Origin of the sequence: Rhodopseudomonas sp., from assembly GCF_036404135.1 — a bacterium.
GTDB lineage: Bacteria > Pseudomonadota > Alphaproteobacteria > Rhizobiales > Xanthobacteraceae > Rhodopseudomonas_A.
Window position 1 is genome coordinate 1 of record NZ_DASWPE010000072.1, and the last position, 19,460, is coordinate 19,460.

The following is a 19,460-nucleotide window of genomic DNA, read 5'->3' on the forward strand; positions in this document are numbered from 1 at the left end:
TCGCGCAGCACGCCATGGACCTGATCGACGGCGAGGACACCGTGTTCGAATCGCTGGAGCACTGGTTTCCGCAGGCCGGCCAGGGCTCGCTGCGGGCGCTGGCCGGCTGCTTCGGATTTTCCGGCGACGACGTCGAGAAGCGCTGCCGGGTGTTGTCGGGCGGCGAGAAGGCCCGGCTGGTGATGGCGAAGATGCTGTTCGATCCGCCGAATTTCCTGGTGCTCGACGAGCCGACCAACCATCTCGATATCGCCACCAAGGAAATGCTGATCACCGCGCTGTCGCAATACGAAGGCACCATGCTGTTCGTGTCGCATGACCGGCATTTTCTCGCCGCGCTCTCCAACCGGGTGCTAGAGCTGACGCCGGAAGGCATCCACCAATATGGCGGCGGCTACACCGAATACGTCGCCCGCACCGGCCACGAGGCGCCGGGGCTGCATAGCTGAGCGGCCCGCCGCAACAACACAGCGCCGTCATCCCATCGCAGCATCTCAATCGCCGTCTCACGGCGCCTTATTCGCCGTCGTCCTGAGGTGCTTGCCGACAGCGCTCTTTGCGCTGTCGGCAAGCCTCGAAGGATGCGGCTGCAAGGCGTGGCGCCGCTCGCCCCCGCGACCATCCTTCGAGACGCCCGACTTCGCGGACACGCTCAGCCGGGCTCCTCAGGATGACGGCGCAACCGCGTTAATGATCTCCATCAAGGTAAACAACCGTCTTGCGTTGACGATCGCGCACGCCGCGGCATGATGCGCAGATCGCAATTCTGGAGGCGCTCAGCCATGACCATGACCCGCGTATCTTCCGCTCTGCTCGTCTCCGCCGTCGCCGCGGTGGCGCTTCCCTCCGCCGCCTCCGCAGGTTGCTACAACTGCTATGCGCCGCCGCCCTGCGTCACCTGTTATCAGCAACGCGTCGAACCGCCGCAATACCGCACGGTCGAAGAGACCGTCCTAGTCGCGCCGGGCGGCGTGGTCGCGCATCGCGTGCCCGCGCAATATCGCACCGTGCTGGTGCCGCAGACCGTGCTGGTGGCGCCGGAAGCCGTTGAATATCAGCGGATCCCGCCGCAATACGGCGTCCGCCAGGGCGTCGAACTGGTGGCGCCGGCGCGCAGCTACTATGTGCCGGTGGCGCCGCGCTGCGGCTCCTGCGGTGACTGACACAGGCGCGAAAGCCGGTACGCCCGCCGGCGGCGGCCATCGCATCTGATGAGTTGCGAAGCCGGCGCGCCCGCGGTGAGCAATAATGAGCAGATCACGCGACACCGGCCGCCCGCGCCGGTTGTGCGCGCCAAGGCCGAGGCGCTGTGCCGTGATGCACGTCGGCGGTGAGCGACGCATCAAATAGCCGGACCGCTCTGGAACCTTGCTGAGACCGCGGGATTGACCCCGAACGGTGATCAGACCGAGGAGTAACAGATGTCCACGTTCACCCGCTCAACGTCCGCACGCGCCATGGTGCTCGGCACCGTGGCTGCGATCGCGATCGCCACTTTCGCACCGACGCCGGTTTTCGCCGGCAGCGCGGCGCCGCAGCCGGTCTCCGCCCAAGCCGCCGGGTCCGACGCCGGCAACACCGACGTCAGCGCCGCCCGCAGGCAGCGCCAGGTCCGGCACTATCGCAACAACAATGGCGGCGCCGCCGCAGCGGCGGCGTTCGCCGGCATCGTCGGCACGATCGGCGCGCTCGCCGCGCAGAACCGCCGCGACGATTACTATTACGACAGCGGCCCCGGTTACTACGGCGGCGGCCCGGGCTATTATGGCGGCGGCCCGGGTTATTACGGAGCTCCAGGCTACTACGGCGGCTACTGAGCCTTCGCGTCAATAAGCCTCAGCCGACCATGCCATGATCAGCACGCACCGGCTTCGGCCGGTGCGTGTCATTGTTAATATGATTGCCATGAGTTTCAGTTAACCTCTTTGGCATGACTGATTCGCTGGACCGGCTTTATCGGGCGGTGATCGCCGCCAAGGATCTCGATCCGTCGACGTCGCGCACCGCGCGACTGTTCAAACGTGGGCCGGCCAAGATGGCCAAGAAGCTCGCGGAAGAAGCCATCGAGGTGGTGATCGACGCGGTCAACGGCAATCGCGAGGCAGTGGTGCGCGAAAGCGCCGACCTGTTGTACAACCTCACCGTGCTATGGGCTTCGGCCGGCGTCCGCCCGGACGACGTCTGGACCGAAATGCAGCGCCGCGAGGCGATGCTCGGCATCGCCGAGAAGCTCCCGAAAAGCCCGCTCAAGCTCGGCCCCAAACCGGGGCTGCCCTCTACCGTACATAACGAGCGGCGACCAATCGTCGCAATCGAAGGCGGCGCGCTGCGCAAGCGTCGCTGAAATTCCGCCCCGCCATGGACAAAGCCAGGCTTTGGTGGTTCATCGCGGCATGCTGAGACGAATCTACGACTGGTGTATCGACGCCGCGCACAAGCCCTATGCCCTGTGGGTGATGGGGCTGGTTTCCTTTGCGGAAAGCTCGTTCTTTCCGGTCCCGCCCGACGTGATGCTGATACCGATGTCGCTGGCGCGCCCGGAGCGCGCCTGGCTCTACGCCGTGCTGTGCACCATAACGTCGGTGCTCGGCGGCGTGGTCGGCTATGCGATCGGCGCGCTGCTGTATGATTCGGTCGGGCACTGGCTGATCGAGCTGTACGGCTACGGCGACAAGGTCGAGGCGTTTCGCGAGGGCTACGCCCGATACGGCGCCTGGATCATTCTGCTGAAGGGCCTGACGCCGATTCCCTACAAGCTGGTGACCATCACCTCGGGATTCGCCGACTTCAATTTCTGGCAGTTCATCGGGCTGTCGGTGATCGCCCGTGGCGGCCGCTTCTTCATCGTGGCGATCCTGCTGAACCGCTACGGCGTGTTCATCCGCGAGCAGATCGAGAAACGTCTCGGTATGTGGGTAGGGATCGGCGCCGGGGTGCTGGTGCTCGGCTTCGTGATCGCGGCACGAGCGTTCTGATCGTCGATCCGGATAGCGTTTGCCGGTCCGGGTTGTTTGGTCGTTGCGGGCGAAATTTCCCGCGAACGCGCAAGGATGATGCAAGGCCCGGGCGTTAAATACTGTTACCGTCAGCCCTGACGGGATAGTTTCCGACGATGTCTGATTCCTTCGGTGGGCCGTTGCCGTGATGCGTTCGCCCATTGCCTTTGCCGTTCTTGCCGTCGCCGCCACGCAGGCGCCGCAACCGGCTTGGCCGCAGAGCGCCAGTCCGCCGGCGTTCACCGGCCAGGATCCGGCTTCGCCGGGCGAGCCGCCAGCCCCGCGCCCGGACAATCCCGGCCTGTTCAACGAAATCGGCAAGCTGTGGGATAAGCCGTCGACGCTGCTGCCGAGTTTCATCAGCCCCGACAATACGAAAATACCGGCACCCGCCGTCGCGCCGGATGCCGCCGGCACCCCGCCGGGGCCGGGTGCGATGCCGCCGCCGCCCAACGCGGCCATGCCACCGGCGCCATCAAATCCTGCTCCCACGCCCGCGCCGAGCCGGGCCGCGCCGCCCAACCCGACCACCGCCGCACCGGCGCCGGCGCCGGCCACTCTGGCGCCGTCGATGGTGACCGGACGCGCGACCTGCCACGGCGGCACCAACGGCGCGCCGGACTGCAAGGCGGCGGCGGACGCGCTGTGTCAGGGCAAGGGATTCAAGCAGGGCAAGAGCCTCGCCACCGACTCCGCGGAGAGCTGCTCGGCGAAGCTGCTGATCCCCGGCCGGCAGCGCAAGCCTGAAGATTGCCACATCAATTACATCGTCACCCGGGCGTTCTGCCAGTAGCTCCCTGACGGATCTGCAACCGGCTTTTCGCGGCCGCCGCGCTTGCGCGGCGCCGCAGCAATTGCTTTTCTGGTTCCCAGCGACGGTGGTGCGACCGTCGTTCAATGATCAACACCATGGGGAACGTCTGAATGTCGATGCCTGCCTTGTTCAAGGGTCGCCTGTCGATTCCGGTGATCGGTGCGCCACTGTTCATCATCTCGGTGCCCGATCTGGTGATCGCGCAGTGTAAGGCGGGGGTGGTCGGCTCGTTCCCGGCGCTGAACGCAAGGCCCGCGGCGCTGCTCGACGAATGGCTGTCGCAGATCCAGCAAGAACTCGCGGCGCACGACAAGGCGCATCCGGAGCGGCCCTCGGCGCCGTTCGCGGTCAATCAGATCGTGCACAAATCCAACAACCGGCTGGAGCACGATCTGGCTGTCTGCGAGAAGCACAAGGTGCCGATGATGATCACCTCGCTCGGCGCCCGCGAGGAATTGAACCAGGCCGCGCATCGCTGGGGCGGCCTGGTATTCCACGACGTCATCAATCAGAAATTCGCCCACAAGGCGGTCGAAAAGGGCGCCGACGGGCTGATCCTGGTGTCGGCCGGCGCCGGCGGCCATGCCGGCGAATTGTCGCCGTTCGCCTTCGTCGCCGAAACCCGACAGTGGTTCGACGGCCCGATCGCGCTGTCCGGTGCCATCGCCAACGGCCGCGCCATCAAGGCGGCGCGGGTGCTCGGCGCCGATTTCGGCTATATCGGCTCGGCCTTCATCGCCACTCATGAGGCCAATGCGGTGCCGCGCTACAAGGAGATGATCACCACGTCTGGCGCCGAGGACATCGTGTATTCCAACCTGTTCACCGGCGTGCACGGCAACTACCTGAAGCCGTCGATCCTCGCCGCCGGCATGGATCCCGACAACCTGCCGCAATCCGATCCCTCGAAGATGAGTTTCGGCACCGACGAGTCGGGCGAGCGTGCCAAGCCGAAGGCCTGGAAGGAGATCTGGGGCTCCGGCCAAGGCATCGGCAGCATCACCGGCATCGTCGCGGTCGCCGAACTGGTGGCGCGGCTGAAGGCGGAATACGACGCCGCGATCGACCCGCCCTTGTGAGGGGCGGCATTCGCCTGCTCCGGTGACGAGCGGCCCTGCGGCGACCCTCACGTAGTTAATCGGCTATTAACCACGTTGTCCCAACAATGGGTCTTCGCCGCGACGCGAACGCTGAGTTCGCGTCCGGCCACCGCATTGTGGGTCTCGCCATGTTGTTTGAAAAAACCCCTGCTACGCTCGATGAAATCCGCACCCGGGTGTACTACGCGCTGCAGCGCCATCCGCTGTGCCGCAACGTGCAGTTCGAGATCGTGCACACGCCGCGGAGCCGCAAGGGCGCCAACTGGACCATCAGCATGCATTCGGTCGAGCCGGATGCGCTGTGGGAGGCCTCCGACATCGTCGCCGACATCCAGGAAGCCTATCAGCTCGCCGCCTGACGGTTCGCGCCGAGCAGCCTGCAAGATACGTAGTCCGGCGGTTCCTTACCGTTGTCCTACCCGCGGCTGATGGAACCCGAAGGGCGCGACGTTTCGGATTAAATCGGCGTTAACCACGGCAGCAATGCCGCCGCGCCCGGCATGGTTAAGCCTTATTTAATCTGCATTTGTGAGGAACAAGCGTGACCGTCCGCAATCGCGAATGGAGACCCCATTGACGCGTATCATTACCCTTCTGGCGCTGGGCTGCTGTCTTTTAGCCGGCGCCGCCGCGACGAGCATCCTGGCCCGTGACAGCGTTCCCGGGTTGCGCGCCGAATTGCCGGACACGGTCCAGGGACCGATCGCCAACCGCGACAGCAAGACCGACAAGCTTCCGGTGACCCGGGTGTCGTTGCCGGTCGCCGAGGCCGAGCAGATCGCCGCGCCGGCGAGCGAACCGCAGCGGGCCAGCGAGCCGTCGGCCGCCGAGCCGCTGCGTCAGGCCTTCGCCGCCGACAGCCCGGTCGATCTGGGACCGTCGTCGATCACCTCCGCGGTCACCATCCCGGCGCTGCCGCCGAAGCCGAAGGTCGCCGCCAAGCCGCCGGTGCAAAAGACCTACGCGTTGCTCAGCGACGCCCAGATCGCCGCGATCAAGGGCAGGCTCAATCTGTCGTCGTCGCAGGAATATTATTGGCCCTCGGTCGAGGAGGCGTTGCGCGCCATCGCCCGCAAGATCCACGCCACCCGGCAGGCCAATGCCGGCGCCAGCACGCCGGTGATCGATCCGGACAGCCAGGAGGTCCAGCAGCTGAAATCCGCGGCGATGCCGCTGTTGTTCCAGTTGCGCGAGGACCAGAAGCAGGAAGTCCGCTCGCTGGCCCGCATCATCGGGCTGCACCAGGTCGCCGCGCAGATCTGACGCCGCGGCCCGCTCCACCCTGTTACCACGGCCCGCCCCGCCGACGGGCGGGCACGTCCTGCTCAGTGAAAAACCCCACCTACCGCCGGTTCCGACGAAACCTTTTGCCGTTTTGCGCGACGAAGATATGGGCTGCGCGCTCGGCGCGTAGGGAACGGCAATGGGCTGAGGCAAACATGGCGGGCGTGGCGACGTCAGCATTCCAACGCGATCTTCTGTTCGCATTCGGCGGTGGCGACCCGCGGATCAGCATCGCGGTGCTGGACGGCGCGGTGGATCGCACCCACGAGTGTTTCCGCGGCGCGCGGCTGATGCCACTGGACAATGGCCCGCCATCGCGCGGTCCCGACGGCGACGCCACCGCATCCGGGTCGCACGTCGCCAGCGTGATCTTCGGCCAGCCTTGCAGTTCGGCAGAAGGCGTGGCACCGCTGTGCCGCGGCCTGATCGTGCCGATCTTCGCCGAGGACGACCGCGGCTGTTCGCAGCGCAAGCTGGCACGCGCGATCTTCCTGGCCGTCGACCAGGGCGCCCATGTCATCCATGTCAGCGGCGGCCGTTTCGGCCCGGCCGAGCCGCCCGACCCGGTGCTGGCCGAGGCGGTCGAGATGTGCCATCGCCGCAACGTGCTGATCGTCACCGCCGGCGGCAATGAGGGCTGCGACGAACTGCTCGATATGGCCGAGGCTCCCCCGGTGCTGGCGGTGCTGACCCTGGAATACTATCGGCGGCGACTGCGAATCGCCGACCCGATCGCGGCCAAGGCGCTGGTGATTCCGGGATCCAATATCGTCGGCGCCGCGTGCGAGGGCGATGTGGTCCGCCGAAGCTGCGCCAACGCTGCCGCGGCGCTAGTCACCGGACTGATCGGACTGCTGCTCAGTCGCCAGGTGCGGCGCGGCACCGCGCCCGATCCGCACGCCGTCCGCGGCATGCTGCTGAAGACCGCTGGGCGGCGAAGCCTGCCGGGGGTGCCGCAACGCTGCCGGCTGCTGGCCGAACGCGAGCAGGTCCAGGCCGTGGTCGACCGCATGGGATTGGGCACCGATCACGCCTCGATCCCGTTCCCGTTCAATCTCTCCGCATCACTGTCCGGCTGACGTCCTCCCGGCGTGTGAGGACGTTTTCGGTTATAGTTTTCGAGCGAAGTATCCCGGTTCCCGAGAGAAGCGTCATCCGACCCATCCGGGCGTCATTCCGGGGCGTGAGGCCACAGGCCGAGCCAACCCGGAATCCTGCTCCAAGCAAAGCGCCGAAACACGTCGCGAGATTCCGGGTTCACTTGCAGCTTCGCTGCTGGCGCCCCGGAATGACAGCTGCCAATTGCGAAGCGCATCGATCTCGCTCGAAAAGCCTCTCAGTGCGCGCGCAAGCCCGGCGACGACGCGCGGGTGCCGGCATTGCGGCCGGGCGCCAGCGCCACGCCCTTGACCTGGGCGATGACGTCGAGCCCTTCGGTGAGTTGCAGATGATCCCATGAGCGACGCGTCAGCCGCGCCAGCAGCGTGGCACCTTCGCCCTTGCCGCCAAGCGCCAGCACCACCAGGATTTCGCTGGCGCCGAGCGCGGTGTGCGAGACGATCCGCGCCGGCAGCACGTTGAGGATGCTGGTATTGCGCGGCGCCTCGCGGGCCAGGCTGACGTCGCCGGCGGCAATCCGCAGCCGGCGGTGCTCGCCGCGCTCCGCGGCAGGCGCCGGCACCATCAACAGGCCGCCGTCGATCTGCAGCGTCAGCAGGCCGTAGCCCGGATCGTAGCTCTCGACCGTGGCCTCGAAGTTCACCGCGGCGTCGCGCGAAGCTGCCAGCGGCAGCGACGGATCGCTCTGCAGCGTGGTGAGCAGACCGGCGGCGAGCACCTGGCCCTGGCGCATCAGCACCAGATGATCGGCCAGCCGTTCGATCTCCGCCATGTCGTGGCTGACATAGATCACCGGCAGCGCCAGCCGCTCGTGCAGCCGCTCCAGGAACGGCAGGATCTCGTCCTTGGTCAGCCGGTCCAGCGCCGACAAGGGCTCGTCCATCAGCAACAATTTCGGTTGCGACAACAGCGCGCGGCCGATCGCGACGCGTTGCCGTTCGCCGCCCGACAGATGCCGCGGCGAACGCTGGAGCAGCGCTTCGAGGCCGAGCAGCTCAATCACTTCGTCGAAGGTGACGCTGCTATCCGACGTCGCCGGATGACGCGGCGCGCCGTACAGCAGGTTGGCCTTCACCGACAGATGCGCAAACAGGCTGGCTTCCTGGAAGACATAGCCAATCGGCCGCTGATGCGGCTGCCGGAACAGGTTGCGGTCCTGCCAAACGTCGCCGCCGATCGAGAAGCTGCTGCCGGGCAGATGTTGCAGCCCGGCGATGCAGCGCAGCACCGTGGACTTGCCGCAGCCGGAGGGGCCGAACAGCCCGGTGATGCCGGTGACCGGCACCGTGAACACCGCGTCGAGCGAAAAGCGGCCGAGCGAGCCGCGAAACTCGGCGTCGATGTTGCGCGCAAGGTCTCTCATCGGTTGATCCGCGCGGTGCGCTTTTCCAACAACATCATGGTCAGAATGACCACGAAAGCGAACGCCGCCATGCCGGCGGCGAGAATATTGGCCTCGTGCCATTGCGAGGTCTCGACGAAATCGAAGATCGCCACCGACAATACCTTGGTCTTGCCGGGAATGTTGCCGCCGATCATCAGCACGATGCCGAATTCGCCGACGGTGTGCGCGAAGCCGAGCACGCTGCCTGCGAGAAATCCCGGCCGCGCCAAGGGAATCGCCACGGTCCAGAACGCCCGGGTGGGCGAGGCGCGCAAGGTGGCGGCGACCTCCAGCGGCCGGTCGCCGATCGCCGCAAAGGCGTTGCGGATCGGCTGCACCACGAACGGCATTGAATAGATCACCGAGCCGAACACCAGGCCTTCAAAGGTGAAGGCCAGCGTGCGGCCGCCCCACAGCCCTGCCAGCGCGCCGCCGGGACCATCTGGCCCCAGCACCACCAGGAGGTAGAAGCCGAGCACGGTCGGCGGCAGCACCAGGGGTAGCGCCACCACCGCGGCGACGGCTTCCTTCCAGGACGCCTTCGAGCGCGCCAGCCACCATGCGATCGGCGTGCCGACGATCAGCAGGATCAAGGTGGTCAGCGCCGCAAGCTCGATGGTGAGGCGGATCGGCTGCCAGATGTCGTTGGAAAGCCCGCCCATGCGACGCTCAACCGATCCGGATTGGAGAAAATGCAAAGTGATTTGAGAATACGGAGAGTGAATACGTAGAGGACCGCAACTTGCCCTTCGGCTCCCTCTCTCCTGGAGAGAGGGACGAGTGAGGGGGTACGGTCTGTCGACAGGCAGAAACCCCTCACCCGACCGGCTTCGCTACGCTACGCCGATCGACCTCTCCCTATGGGAGAGGCGAACCGCGCGCGAAGCGACCTCCTCCCTTAAGAGATGCGAGCTCAGCTGCCCTTGCCGACCTCGTAGCCATACTTCTCGATGATGGCGCGGGCTTCCGGCCCCTTCAGGAAAGCCACGAAGGCGGTGGCGGCTTCGTTGGACGCGCCCTTCTTCAACAGCACGGCGTCCTGCAGGATCGGCGCATACAGCGATTGCGGCACCATCCAGCGCGAGCCGTCCTTGTCGTTGACCACCTGCGACAGCGCCACGAATCCGACTTCGGCGTTGCCGGTCTGCACGAACTGATAGGCCTGGGTGATGTTGGCGCCCTCGACCAGTTTCGGCTTCAGCTCGTCATACAACTTCAGCGCCTTCATGGTCTCCACCGCCGCCGCGCCATAGGGCGCCGCCACCGGATTGCAGATCGACAGTTTGGCGAACGAGGCCTGCTTCAAGGTCTCCTCGCCCTTCACCACGCCCGGCGCCTTGCTCCACAGTACCAGCTTGCCGACCGCATAGGTGAAGTTGGAGCCGGCGACGCCGAGACCGTCATCGACCAGCTTCTTCGGCCGCTCGTTGTCGGCCGACAGGAACACTTGGAACGGCGCGTCCTGGGTGATCTGGGTGTAGAACTGGCCGGATGCGCCGAAGCTCAGCACCGCCTCGTGGCCGGTCTTGTCCTTGAAGATCGCGGCGATTTCCTTGGCCGCGTCGGTGAAATTGGCGGCGACCGCAACGTTGGTCTGCGCGGCGAAGGCGCCGGAGCCGGTGACGCAAGCAAGCGCCACGCCGATCGCGAGCTTGAGGCTGGTTATGACTTTCAACGGTGATCTCCTGTCAGGTTAGTCGATGGCGACCAGCACGTGGGCTGCGTCGAACAGCGCGCAGGCGGGATCGCCGGGGGAAAGCCCAAGCGCCTCGGCGCTGGAGGCGGTGACGGAGGCGGCGAGCGTCTTGTCGTCGCCGATGTCGAGCACGATTTCGGCGTTGACGCCGGAGACGTCGCTGCGCCGCACCGTGCCGTGCACGCAATTGCGCGCCGAGACTTTCGGCGCCTCGGCACCGGGCGCGATCAGCACGAACGGCGCCTTGATCAGCACGATCGCTTCGCGGCCGACGCACAACCCGAGACTGCGCAGGCTCTCGCTGGTGACCAGCGCATAAATAAGAGTGTCGTTGGCCACCGCGACCGCGACCTCGGCGCTCAGCGCGTCGGCGCGGATCGCGGTGATGGTGCCGCGGAGCGCGTTGCGGGCGCTGGTCTTCATGAAGAATCCTGAAACCAGGTTGAGGGGGGAAATGCCGCTGCCGGCGAGATCCGGTTCGAGCACGCGCAGCACCCGCGCCATCTCGGCTTCGAGCCGGCCGAACGCCTCGATCACCCGTAAGCCGGTCGGGGTCAGGCTGGCGCCGCCGCCGGCCTTGCCGCCGGTGCGGCGCTCCAGCAGCGGCTGGCCGAACAGGTTGGTCATGGCGTCGAGCGCGTCCCAGGCCGCCTTGTAGGTCAGGCCCGCGGCTTTGGCGCCGGCGGTGATGCTGCCCTCCCGCGCCACCGCCTGCAAAAGCCGGATCCGCTCCCGGCCGACGCCGGAAACATCCTTGCTTTTCAGCGTGATGGCCGCTTCTATTGTCATAAGAGGCAGGAGCCGGTCGTCATATAGCCAGTCTATATAACGAGATGTGCAGTGCCGCAAAGGGGCGTTTGGACGCAGCGGACGATAGATTCGTTCTTGAACGGTGCCCGGCTCATGGTCCGCCATGCGGAATATGGCCGGAACGTAATTTTATTGCGTAAAACGCCCCTGACGCTGTCATTTGATGCGTGTCAAATCGACGGTATTTGCCCCGTGCTACTGACGCTGCTGCGATCGGCATAGGGCGACCGCGACGTCGAATGGCTCATAGGTAGTCAAATCTGAATCTCGAGATCGTTTCGCCGGACTGTTGCTGACCGCCGCAGTCCTGGCTTGAGGCGTCTTTTCGCAATTGCGAAACGACGATCGCGGCTCGTTCAGTTGGCAATAAATAAGAATGGACGGACGGCAATGAACGCAAAATTTCCCGGCATCTCGACAGTGATCCACGGTAACGGCGCCGTCGCCCAGGTGATGGGCCATGTCTGCGGTGGCGTGATCGGCTATCCGATCACGCCGTCGACCGAAATCTCCGAGATCTACGAGGCGTTCCGCTCCTCCGGCGGCTGCAACGTCTGGGGCAAGCACCCGTTCTTCTTCGAACCCGAGGGCGAGCATTCGGCGCAGTCCGGCGCGCTCGGCGCGGCTTTGACCGGGGCCAAATTCGTCTCCAACGCCTCCTCCAGCCAGGGCATCCTGTATGGCCTGGAATCGCATTATGTGACGGTCGGCAAGAAGGTTGGCGGCTTCGTGCTGCAGGTCGCCGCCCGCGTGGTGTCGAAGCATTCGCTCAACGTGATGGCCGGCCATGACGACGTCTATGCGCTGTTGTCGTCGGGCTACACCATCCTGTTCGGCTCCAACCCGCAGCAGGCCGCCGACCTCGCCGCGATCTCATATAAAGTCAGCGCCACCTCGCTGATCCCGGTCGCCAACGCGATGGACGGCTTCGCCACCTCGCACATGCTCAGCGAAGCCTTGATGCCGGAGCCGGAGCTATTGCGCGAATTCCTCGGCGACCCCGCCGGCCGCATCAAGTGCCCGACCGTGGCGCAGGAGATGCTGTTCGGCGCCAAGGGCCGCGTGTTCCAACTCAAGCAGTATCTCGCCCGCCACAAGGCGGATTTCATCGGTGCCGATCTCGAGGCGCTGACCGCGCATCTCGACGCCGAGGCCGATGCGATCGAGACCGACAACGAGGCAGCGCTGCTCGAAGCCACGCTGCCATGGGTGCCGGAAGAGCTGCACGGCCAATGGAAGCGGCAGTGGCTCAACGCGCCCGAGAAGGGCACAAGGCAATTGGTGCCGGCGCTGGTCGACATCGACAATCCCGGCCTCACCGGCGGCGTGCAGAACCAGCCCGACTTCCAGGCCGGCGCGGTCGATCACCGCACCCATTTCGCCAACGCGGTGCCGTACTTCGTGCGCCAGGCGATGGACGAATATTCAGCGCTGACCGGCCGCGAATACAAGCCGGTGATGAGCTTCATGGCCGACGACGCCGACCATGTGGTGGTGGGCTTAGGCTCGGTGACCGACGACGCCGAGGCGGTGGCGAGCTATCTGCGCGGCCAGGGCAAGAAGGTCGGCGTGGTCTCGATCAAGCTGCTGCAGCCGTTCCCGGAAGGCGATCTGGTCGCAGCACTCGCCGGCAAGACGGCCGTCACCGTGCTGGAGCGCTCCGAAGTCACCGCGCTGACCAGCCTGGTGACGCAAGCGCTGTGCAAGGCGCGCGAGAACGCCGACGGCGTCCGCCATGCCGGAATTCCGCCGATCAAGCAATTGCCGAAGCTCACCACCGCGATCTTCGGGCTCGGTGGCCATGATTTGCAACCGCGCGACATGATCGCCTGCTTCGCCAACATGGAGAAGAAGGATTCGGCACCGTTCGTCTATCTCGGCACGCAGTTTTTCACCAAGGACGCGTCGCCGCGGATGACGGCGCTGCAGGACCGGCTGAAGGCGGCCTATCCGGAAACCCAGTTCATGGCGCTGGAGACCGGCGCCAACCCGAACCTGCTGCCGAAGCAAGCATTCCGCATTCGCTTCCACTCAATCGGCGGCTACGGCACCATCGCCTCGGGCAAGCTCTTGACCGACATTCTCGCCGGCGCGCTCGATATGCATTCGAAGTCGGCGCCGAAATACGGCTCGGAAAAGAGCGGCGCCCCGACCAACTACTACATCACGCTGTCGCCGGAGCCGGTGAAGATCACCAACGCCGAGCTGGAAGACGTCGAGATCGTGATCTCGCCGGACCACAAGGTGTTCATCCACACCAACCCGCTGCGCGGCCTGGTCGAGGGCGGCACCTTCATCCTGCAGACCAACCTGCCGGCGCTGCAGGTCTGGCGTGACCTGCCCGCCAAGGTGCGCGCCACCATCCGCGACAAGAAGATCAAGTTCTACGTGATCGACGCCTTCGCGGTGGCCAAGCGCCACGCGCCGACCGCCGAACTGGAAACCCGGATGATGGGCATCGCCTTCATCGGCGCGGTGTGCGGCAACGTCGATCGCGTGGTCGCCGACGCTTCGCAGGAAACCATGCTGGCCAAGATCCGCCAGCAGATCTCGAAGAAATTCGGCGCCAAGGGTGGCGCGGTGGTCGAAGGCAACATGGCGGTGATCCGCGAGGGTCTCGAAGCCACCCACAAGGTCGACTACGACGCGCCGGACTTCGTCGAAAGCGCGATCGCCGCGGCGCCGAAGGCCAAGCGCGACGCCTCGCTGTCGGCGTCGATGTGCCGCGCCGCCGGGCCGGCCTCGGCCGCGGGCTTCCTCGATCCGGAATATTATGACGACGTGCTGGGAGCCCCGTTCCGCGACGGCACCATTGCGGACGCGCCGGTGCTGCCGGGCATGGGCATGTTCATGCCGGCCGGCTCCGCCGCGATGAAGGACAAGGGCCTATTCCGCCGCAACGTTCCGCATTTCAACCCGGATCAATGCACCGGATGCCTGGAATGCGCGCTGGTCTGCCCAGACGCCGCGATCCCCAACACCGTGCACGACATCCACGAGCTGATCGCCACCGCGATCAAGCAGCTCGACATCGCACCGGCACAGCGCGACGCGCTTTCCGCGCAGGTCCATGGCCTCAGCGAAGCGGTGCGCGAGATCTATCGCACCGGCAAGAACAACACCCCGTTCCACCAGATCGTGGCGCAGGCTTCAGCCTCGCTCGATATCGACAACGCCACCCTGAAGCGCAACCTCGGCAAGCTCGCCGCGGCGCTTGAAGCCTATCCGGTGGCGCGCACCCGGCCGTATTTCGACGCCATGGAAAAGGCCCAGCCCGGCACCGGCGGCCTCTATTCGGTCTCGGTCGATCCTTGGAAGTGCACCGGCTGTCTGGAATGCGTCGACGTCTGCGGACCCGGCGCGCTGGTCGATCGCGAACAGGACGAGCCGCTGCTCGAAGAGTTGCAGACCCGGTTCGAATTCTTCAGCCGCACCCCGAACACCCCGGTGCGCTTCGTCGACGGCGCCACCCAGACCGGCGGCGAAGCCAAGCGGCTGATCCTCGACCGCGCCAATTACTACGCCACCACCGGCGGCCACGGCGCCTGCCGCGGCTGCGGCGAGGTCACCGCGATCCGTCTCGTCACCGCGACCAACCACGCGCTGCACGACAAGCGCCGCAAGGACCACACCCGCGAGCTGGAAACGTTAATCGAGCAGCTCACCGCCAAGCGCGCCGCGGTGGCAGCCAAAGGCGGCGACGCGCCTCGCATCGAGCGGCTCGACCGCACGCTGAAGACGCTGGAGAAGCGGCTGTATCTCTATGAGAGCGGCCCGACCGGCAACGGCCCGGCCGGCATGGTGATTGCCAACGCCACCGGCTGCTCAAGCGTCTATGCCTCGACCTTCCCGTTCAACCCCTACACCGATCCGTGGGTCAACAGCCTGTTCCAGGATACCCCGGCGGTCGCCAAGGGCATCTTCGAAGGCCTCACCGCCACCGCGTCGGAGGATTTCGCAGCGCTACGCGTCGCCAGGCTGGAATTGCAGGATGCCTACAATCCGGAGAAGCACGACAAACAGTTGCGCTACTTCGGCTGGGCGCAGTTCTCGCCGGAAGAACGCGCCTTGCTGCCGACCGTGCTCAGCATGGGCGGCGACGGCGCCACCTACGACATCGGCTTCGGCGCGCTGTCGCGATTGCTGTCGACCGCGACGCCGATCAAGGTCGTGGTGCTGAACACCGGGGCCTATTCCAACACCGGCGGACAGACCTCGACGGCGAGCCTAACCGGCCAGGATTCCGACCTGTCGCGGTTCGGCATTGCCAACGCCGGCAAGCAGGAATCCCGCAAGGAGCTCGGCCTGATCGCCTCGTTCCATCCCAATGTGTTTGTGGTGCAGACCTCGACCGCGCTACAGGGCCACTTCCTGAAGAACGTGCTGGATTATCTCAACTACAGCGACTCGCCGGCGGTGCTCGACGTCTACACGCCGTGCCAGGCCGAGCACGGCATCGGCGACGCGGTCGCCAGCCGCCAGGCGCGCAAGGCGGTGGAAAGCCGGATGAACCCGGTGTTCGTGCACGATCCGCGCCGCGGCTCGAATCTGCACAGCGCGTTCTCGCTCGACGGCAATCCGGAGCCCGATCAGGACTGGGCGACGCAGTCGATCGAATATATCGACGACAACGGCGCCACCCAGCTTCTGAAGACCGCGGTGACCCCGGCCGACTTCGCCTTCACCGAAGTGCGCTTCAAGAAGCAGTTCAAGAAGCTCGCCGCCGATGCCGACGCCGTGGTGGTGCAGGACTATGTCGCGCTCAGCCCCGAGCAGCGCCTCGGCAAGACGCCGTTCATCTACGGCACCGACGCCGACAAGCGGCTGATCAAGCTGTCGGTCGGCGCGGCGGTGATCAAGTTGGTCGAGGAGCGGCGCAAATACTGGCGCACGCTGCAATTCCTCAGCGGCCTCGACGTCCGCCAGATCGACGAGAACCATCGCGTCGAGCTCGACGCGCTGCTGCGGCAATACGAGGACTCGGTGAAGGCGCGGGAAACCTCGCTGGATTCGATCGCCCGCGGCATGAGCGAACTCGCGGCCTCCTCGAATGCGCCGGCCGCCTCCGGCTTCGCCGGGCTGATGGCGAGGCTCGCCCCGGTCGCCGCGGCGTCCGCCACCAACGGCGCCAAGGCGCCGATCACCAGCGGCAACGTGCCGATCAATATCGCCGAGGATGATCTCGCCAAATGCACCAACTGCAAGAGCTGCTACCAGGACGTCGCCGAAGTGTTCGAGCCGACCAAGATCGTGATCGACGGCGTCACCAAGGACGTCGCCCATGTGATCCCGGGCGTGTTCAGCAAGCTCAAGGTCACGCCTGAACTGTCGGCCAAGCTCAGCCGTGCGGCGGCCAATTGCGACGCGGAGATCATCCGATGAGCGGCATCCCCGGCGCCGTCCCCAACGAGCTGTTGCGCTACGAACAGGCGCGCAGCGCGCTCGAAACCACCCGCAGCGAATTGGAAGAGCTGCAGCACAGCGAAGCCGTCAGCGTGTTCCAGAAGCAGATCGCGCTGCTGCAGAAGCGGCTGCTGAACGACCCGGCATCGCTGCGCAACATGTTTATCAGCGACGGGACCCAGGCGATCGTCTGGGAATTCCAGCAGCCCGCGCTCGGGCTCGGTTTCACCACGACGCTGTGGGATCTGTTGAAGCGCGGCGACGACATGAGCACGATCCTGCAGCGCTTCATCTGGGCGCTGCCGTTGAAGTTCAAGCGCAAGTTCATCAAGGCGATCGACACCCATCTGTCGGACAGCTACCCGATGTTCCGCGGCCTGTCCGAAGGCTGGCCCGGCGAGAACTTCATTCCGCCCTATATCCGCCCCGCGGAAGAGCGGATGTTCGACTTCGAGCTCGTGAACCAGGGCTATCTCGGCTATCAGAGCCTCGGCTACAGCGTCCGCGAAGTCGAATTGTTCGTCTGGCTGGAAGTGCTGCGCGACAAGCAGTGCGACGACAAGCCGTGCGAGATCGGCCTCTTGATCGCCGGCAAGAGCGAGCCGAAGGGCGGCTGCCCGGTCAAGATCCACATTCCGGAAATGCTCGACCTGCTCGGCACCGGCCGGCATCGCGAGGCGCTGGAGCTGATCGAAAGCTGCAACCCGCTGCCGAATGTCACCGGCCGGGTTTGTCCGCAGGAATTGCAGTGTCAGGGCGTCTGCACCCACACCAAGCGGCCGATCGAGATCGGCCAGCTCGAATGGTACCTGCCGCAGCACGACAAGCTGGTGAACCCGGACGCCAACCAGCGTTTCGCCGGCACGCTCAGCCCATGGGCCGCGGCGGCCAAGCCGCCGATCGCGGTAGTCGGCTCCGGCCCCGCCGGCCTGATCAACGCCTACTTGCTCGCCGCGGAAGGCTTCCCGGTGACGGTGTTCGAGGCGTTCCACGATCTCGGCGGCGTGCTGCGCTACGGCATTCCTGAGTTCAGACTGCCGAATTCGCTGATCGACGACGTGGTCGAGAAGATCACGCTGCTCGGCGGCCGTTTCGTGCGCAACTTCGTGGTCGGCAAGACCGCGACGCTGGAAGACCTCAAGGCCGCCGGATTCTGGAAAGTGTTTCTCGGCACCGGCGCCGGCCTGCCGACTTTCATGAACGTGCCCGGCGAGCATCTCTTGGGCGTGATGTCGGCCAACGAATTCCTGACCCGCGTCAATTTGATGCGCGGACTCGACGACAAGTACGAAACGCCGCTGCCGGAGATCCGCGGCAAAGAGGTGTTCGTGATCGGCGGCGGCAACACCGCGATGGACGCCGCGCGGACTGCGAAGCGGCTCGGCGGCAACGTCACCATCGTCTATCGCCGCACCAAAAAGGAAATGCCGGCCCGCGTCGAGGAGCTGCATCACGCGCTGGAAGAAGGCATCAACCTTGCGGTGCTGCGCTCGCCCTCCGAATTCCTCGGCGATGCCAAGACCAACTTCGTCAGCCACGCGGTGCTCGACGTCAACGAGCTCGGCGCCCCGGACAAGTCCGGCCGGCGCAGCCCGACGCCGACCGGCGTGGTCGAACGGGTGCCGGTCGATCTCGTCATCATGGCGCTCGGCAACACCGCCAACCCGATCATGAAGGACGCCGAGCCCGAGCTGAAGACCAACAAATGGGGCACCATCGAGGTCGAGCGGGGCTCGCAGCGCACCTCCATCAAGGACGTCTATAGCGGCGGCGACGCCGCGCGCGGCGGCTCTACCGCGATCCGCGCCGCCGGCGACGGCCAGGCTGCGGCGAAGGAAATCGTCGGCGAGATTCCGTTCTCCGCCGCCGAGATCACCGCGATGGTCGCCAACGCGGCGCGCTACACCGAACTCGGCCAGCTGAAGCCGACCATCGTCGACAAGATCGAACTGGCCGGCGGCATCGTCGAATTCGTGGTGCGGGCGCCGATGGTGGCCAAGGCCGCGCAGGCCGGACAATTCGTCCGGGTGATGCCGTGGGACAAGGGCGAACTGATTCCGCTGACGCTGGCGGATTGGGATGCCGAAGCCGGCACCATCGATCTGGTGGTGCAGGGCATGGGCACCTCTTCGCTGGAGATCAACCGGATGGCGATCGGCGATGCGTTCAGCGGCATCGCGGGTCCCTTGGGCCGCGCCTCCGAGCTGCACCGCTACGCCGGCAACCAGACCGTGGTGTTCACGGCCGGCGGCGTCGGTCTGCCGCCGGTCTATCCGATCATGCGGGCGCATCTGAAGCTCGGCAATCACGTCACGCTGATCTCCGGCTTCCGCGCCAAGGACTTCCTGTTCTGGACCGGCGAGCAGGAGCGGGTGGGCAAGTTGCAAGCCGAATTCGGCGATCAGCTCACGGTGATCTACACCACCAATGACGGCAGCTTCGGCGTCAAGGGCTTCGTCTCCGGACCGCTCGAGGAGATGCTGAAGGACAATCAAGCCGGCAAGGGCCGCTCGATCGCCGAAGTGATCGCGATCGGCCCGCCGTTGATGATGCGGGCGATCAGCGACCTCACTAAGCCCTATGGCGTGAAGACCGTGGCGAGCCTGAATTCGATCATGGTCGACGCCACCGGGATGTGCGGTGCCTGCATGGTGCCGGTAACCATTGACGGTAAGATGGTCCGTAAGCACGCCTGCATCGACGGCCCGGAACTCGACGCCCATATCATCGACTGGGATAAATTCCTGCCGCGCTTCAATCAGTTCAAGGCGCAGGAGCTGGATAGCAAGAAGAAGCACGGCTTCGCCTGACGGAATTCCCCGGCGCGGATGCCGCGCCGGGGCTAGAACTCCTC

Annotated in this window: 16 protein-coding genes; 12 read left to right on the forward strand and 4 right to left on the reverse strand. The window is 65.7% G+C overall.

All coding sequences use genetic code 11. The features are described 5' to 3' along the window. The 10 genes from VGC77_RS08030 to VGC77_RS08075 all read left to right on the forward strand — a co-directional run. On the forward strand, positions 1 to 449 hold a 449-nt coding region (locus VGC77_RS08030), incomplete at its 5' end, for an ATP-binding cassette domain-containing protein (protein ID WP_331171048.1). Between the two features lie 339 nt (positions 450 to 788). Continuing rightward, positions 789 to 1,163, forward strand: coding sequence for a hypothetical protein (locus VGC77_RS08035; protein WP_331171069.1), 375 nt, complete (start codon positions 789 to 791; stop codon positions 1,161 to 1,163). A gap of 258 nt (positions 1,164 to 1,421) precedes the next feature. Continuing rightward, complete coding sequence (locus VGC77_RS08040) at positions 1,422 to 1,817, forward strand: hypothetical protein (RefSeq protein ID WP_331171049.1); 396 nt, start codon at positions 1,422 to 1,424, stop codon at positions 1,815 to 1,817. A gap of 113 nt (positions 1,818 to 1,930) precedes the next feature. Next, positions 1,931 to 2,344, forward strand: a complete 414-nt coding sequence (hisE, locus tag VGC77_RS08045) for a phosphoribosyl-ATP diphosphatase (RefSeq protein WP_331171050.1) — start codon at positions 1,931 to 1,933, stop codon at positions 2,342 to 2,344. 49 nt (positions 2,345 to 2,393) lie between these two features. After that, positions 2,394 to 2,975, forward strand: a complete 582-nt coding sequence (locus VGC77_RS08050; protein ID WP_331171051.1) for a YqaA family protein — start codon at positions 2,394 to 2,396, stop codon at positions 2,973 to 2,975. 169 nt (positions 2,976 to 3,144) lie between these two features. Next, a complete protein-coding gene (locus VGC77_RS08055; RefSeq protein WP_331171052.1) occupies positions 3,145 to 3,789 on the forward strand; it encodes a hypothetical protein in 645 nt (214 codons plus the stop codon). Between the two features lie 131 nt (positions 3,790 to 3,920). Then, entirely contained in the window at positions 3,921 to 4,889 is a 969-nt protein-coding gene (locus VGC77_RS08060; RefSeq protein WP_331171053.1) for a nitronate monooxygenase family protein, read from the forward strand. Between the two features lie 149 nt (positions 4,890 to 5,038). After that, positions 5,039 to 5,269, forward strand: a complete 231-nt coding sequence (locus tag VGC77_RS08065) for a hypothetical protein (RefSeq protein ID WP_331171054.1) — start codon at positions 5,039 to 5,041, stop codon at positions 5,267 to 5,269. Positions 5,270 to 5,483: 214 nt separating this feature from the next. Then, the gene (locus tag VGC77_RS08070; protein ID WP_331171055.1) at positions 5,484 to 6,173 is read left to right on the forward strand and encodes a hypothetical protein; all 690 of its coding nucleotides are present in this window, start codon (positions 5,484 to 5,486) and stop codon (positions 6,171 to 6,173) included. A 185-nt stretch (positions 6,174 to 6,358) separates the two neighbouring features. Continuing rightward, positions 6,359 to 7,273 (forward strand): S8 family serine peptidase, encoded by a 915-nt coding sequence (locus tag VGC77_RS08075; RefSeq protein WP_331171056.1) that lies wholly within the window; start codon positions 6,359 to 6,361, stop codon positions 7,271 to 7,273. Positions 7,274 to 7,530: 257 nt separating this feature from the next. Here VGC77_RS08075 and modC read toward each other — a convergent pair whose 3' ends face one another. From modC to VGC77_RS08095, 4 genes are all read right to left on the reverse strand, one after another. Then, on the reverse strand, positions 7,531 to 8,676 hold the full coding sequence (modC, locus tag VGC77_RS08080) for a molybdenum ABC transporter ATP-binding protein (RefSeq protein WP_331171057.1): 1,146 nt from the start codon (positions 8,674 to 8,676) through the stop codon (positions 7,531 to 7,533). Next, positions 8,673 to 9,359 carry a molybdate ABC transporter permease subunit gene (gene modB / locus VGC77_RS08085; RefSeq protein ID WP_331171058.1) on the reverse strand — a complete coding sequence of 229 codons (687 nt, stop codon included), beginning with the start codon at positions 9,357 to 9,359 and terminating at the stop codon, positions 8,673 to 8,675. The genes modC and modB overlap by 4 nt, the downstream gene beginning before the upstream one ends. 251 nt (positions 9,360 to 9,610) lie before the next feature. Beyond that, the gene (gene modA / locus VGC77_RS08090; RefSeq protein ID WP_331171059.1) at positions 9,611 to 10,372 is read right to left on the reverse strand and encodes a molybdate ABC transporter substrate-binding protein; all 762 of its coding nucleotides are present in this window, start codon (positions 10,370 to 10,372) and stop codon (positions 9,611 to 9,613) included. 18 nt (positions 10,373 to 10,390) lie between these two features. Continuing rightward, positions 10,391 to 11,182 (reverse strand): TOBE domain-containing protein, encoded by a 792-nt coding sequence (locus VGC77_RS08095; RefSeq protein WP_331171060.1) that lies wholly within the window; start codon positions 11,180 to 11,182, stop codon positions 10,391 to 10,393. A gap of 411 nt (positions 11,183 to 11,593) precedes the next feature. On the opposite strand from VGC77_RS08095, the gene VGC77_RS08100 reads away from it, so the two are divergent. Further along, complete coding sequence (locus tag VGC77_RS08100) at positions 11,594 to 16,585, forward strand: 2-oxoacid:acceptor oxidoreductase family protein (protein WP_331171061.1); 4,992 nt, start codon at positions 11,594 to 11,596, stop codon at positions 16,583 to 16,585. Then, a complete protein-coding gene (locus VGC77_RS08105) occupies positions 16,582 to 19,416 on the forward strand; it encodes a sulfide/dihydroorotate dehydrogenase-like FAD/NAD-binding protein (RefSeq protein ID WP_331171062.1) in 2,835 nt (944 codons plus the stop codon). The genes VGC77_RS08100 and VGC77_RS08105 overlap by 4 nt, the downstream gene beginning before the upstream one ends. Positions 19,417 to 19,460 lie beyond the last annotated feature (44 nt).

Coding starts and splice junctions, on each gene's coding strand:
- VGC77_RS08065 (WP_331171054.1), top strand. CDS start 5,039: ATGTTGTTTGAAAAAACCCCTGCTACGCTCGATGAAATCCGCACCCGG.
- VGC77_RS08060 (WP_331171053.1), top strand. CDS start 3,921: ATGTCGATGCCTGCCTTGTTCAAGGGTCGCCTGTCGATTCCGGTGATC.
- modC (WP_331171057.1), bottom strand. CDS start 8,676: ATGAGAGACCTTGCGCGCAACATCGACGCCGAGTTTCGCGGCTCGCTC.
- VGC77_RS08050 (WP_331171051.1), top strand. CDS start 2,394: ATGCTGAGACGAATCTACGACTGGTGTATCGACGCCGCGCACAAGCCC.
- VGC77_RS08055 (WP_331171052.1), top strand. CDS start 3,145: ATGCGTTCGCCCATTGCCTTTGCCGTTCTTGCCGTCGCCGCCACGCAG.
- VGC77_RS08105 (WP_331171062.1), top strand. CDS start 16,582: ATGAGCGGCATCCCCGGCGCCGTCCCCAACGAGCTGTTGCGCTACGAA.
- modB (WP_331171058.1), bottom strand. CDS start 9,359: ATGGGCGGGCTTTCCAACGACATCTGGCAGCCGATCCGCCTCACCATC.
- VGC77_RS08040 (WP_331171049.1), top strand. CDS start 1,422: ATGTCCACGTTCACCCGCTCAACGTCCGCACGCGCCATGGTGCTCGGC.
- hisE (WP_331171050.1), top strand. CDS start 1,931: ATGACTGATTCGCTGGACCGGCTTTATCGGGCGGTGATCGCCGCCAAG.
- VGC77_RS08095 (WP_331171060.1), bottom strand. CDS start 11,182: ATGACAATAGAAGCGGCCATCACGCTGAAAAGCAAGGATGTTTCCGGC.
- VGC77_RS08035 (WP_331171069.1), top strand. CDS start 789: ATGACCCGCGTATCTTCCGCTCTGCTCGTCTCCGCCGTCGCCGCGGTG.
- VGC77_RS08100 (WP_331171061.1), top strand. CDS start 11,594: ATGAACGCAAAATTTCCCGGCATCTCGACAGTGATCCACGGTAACGGC.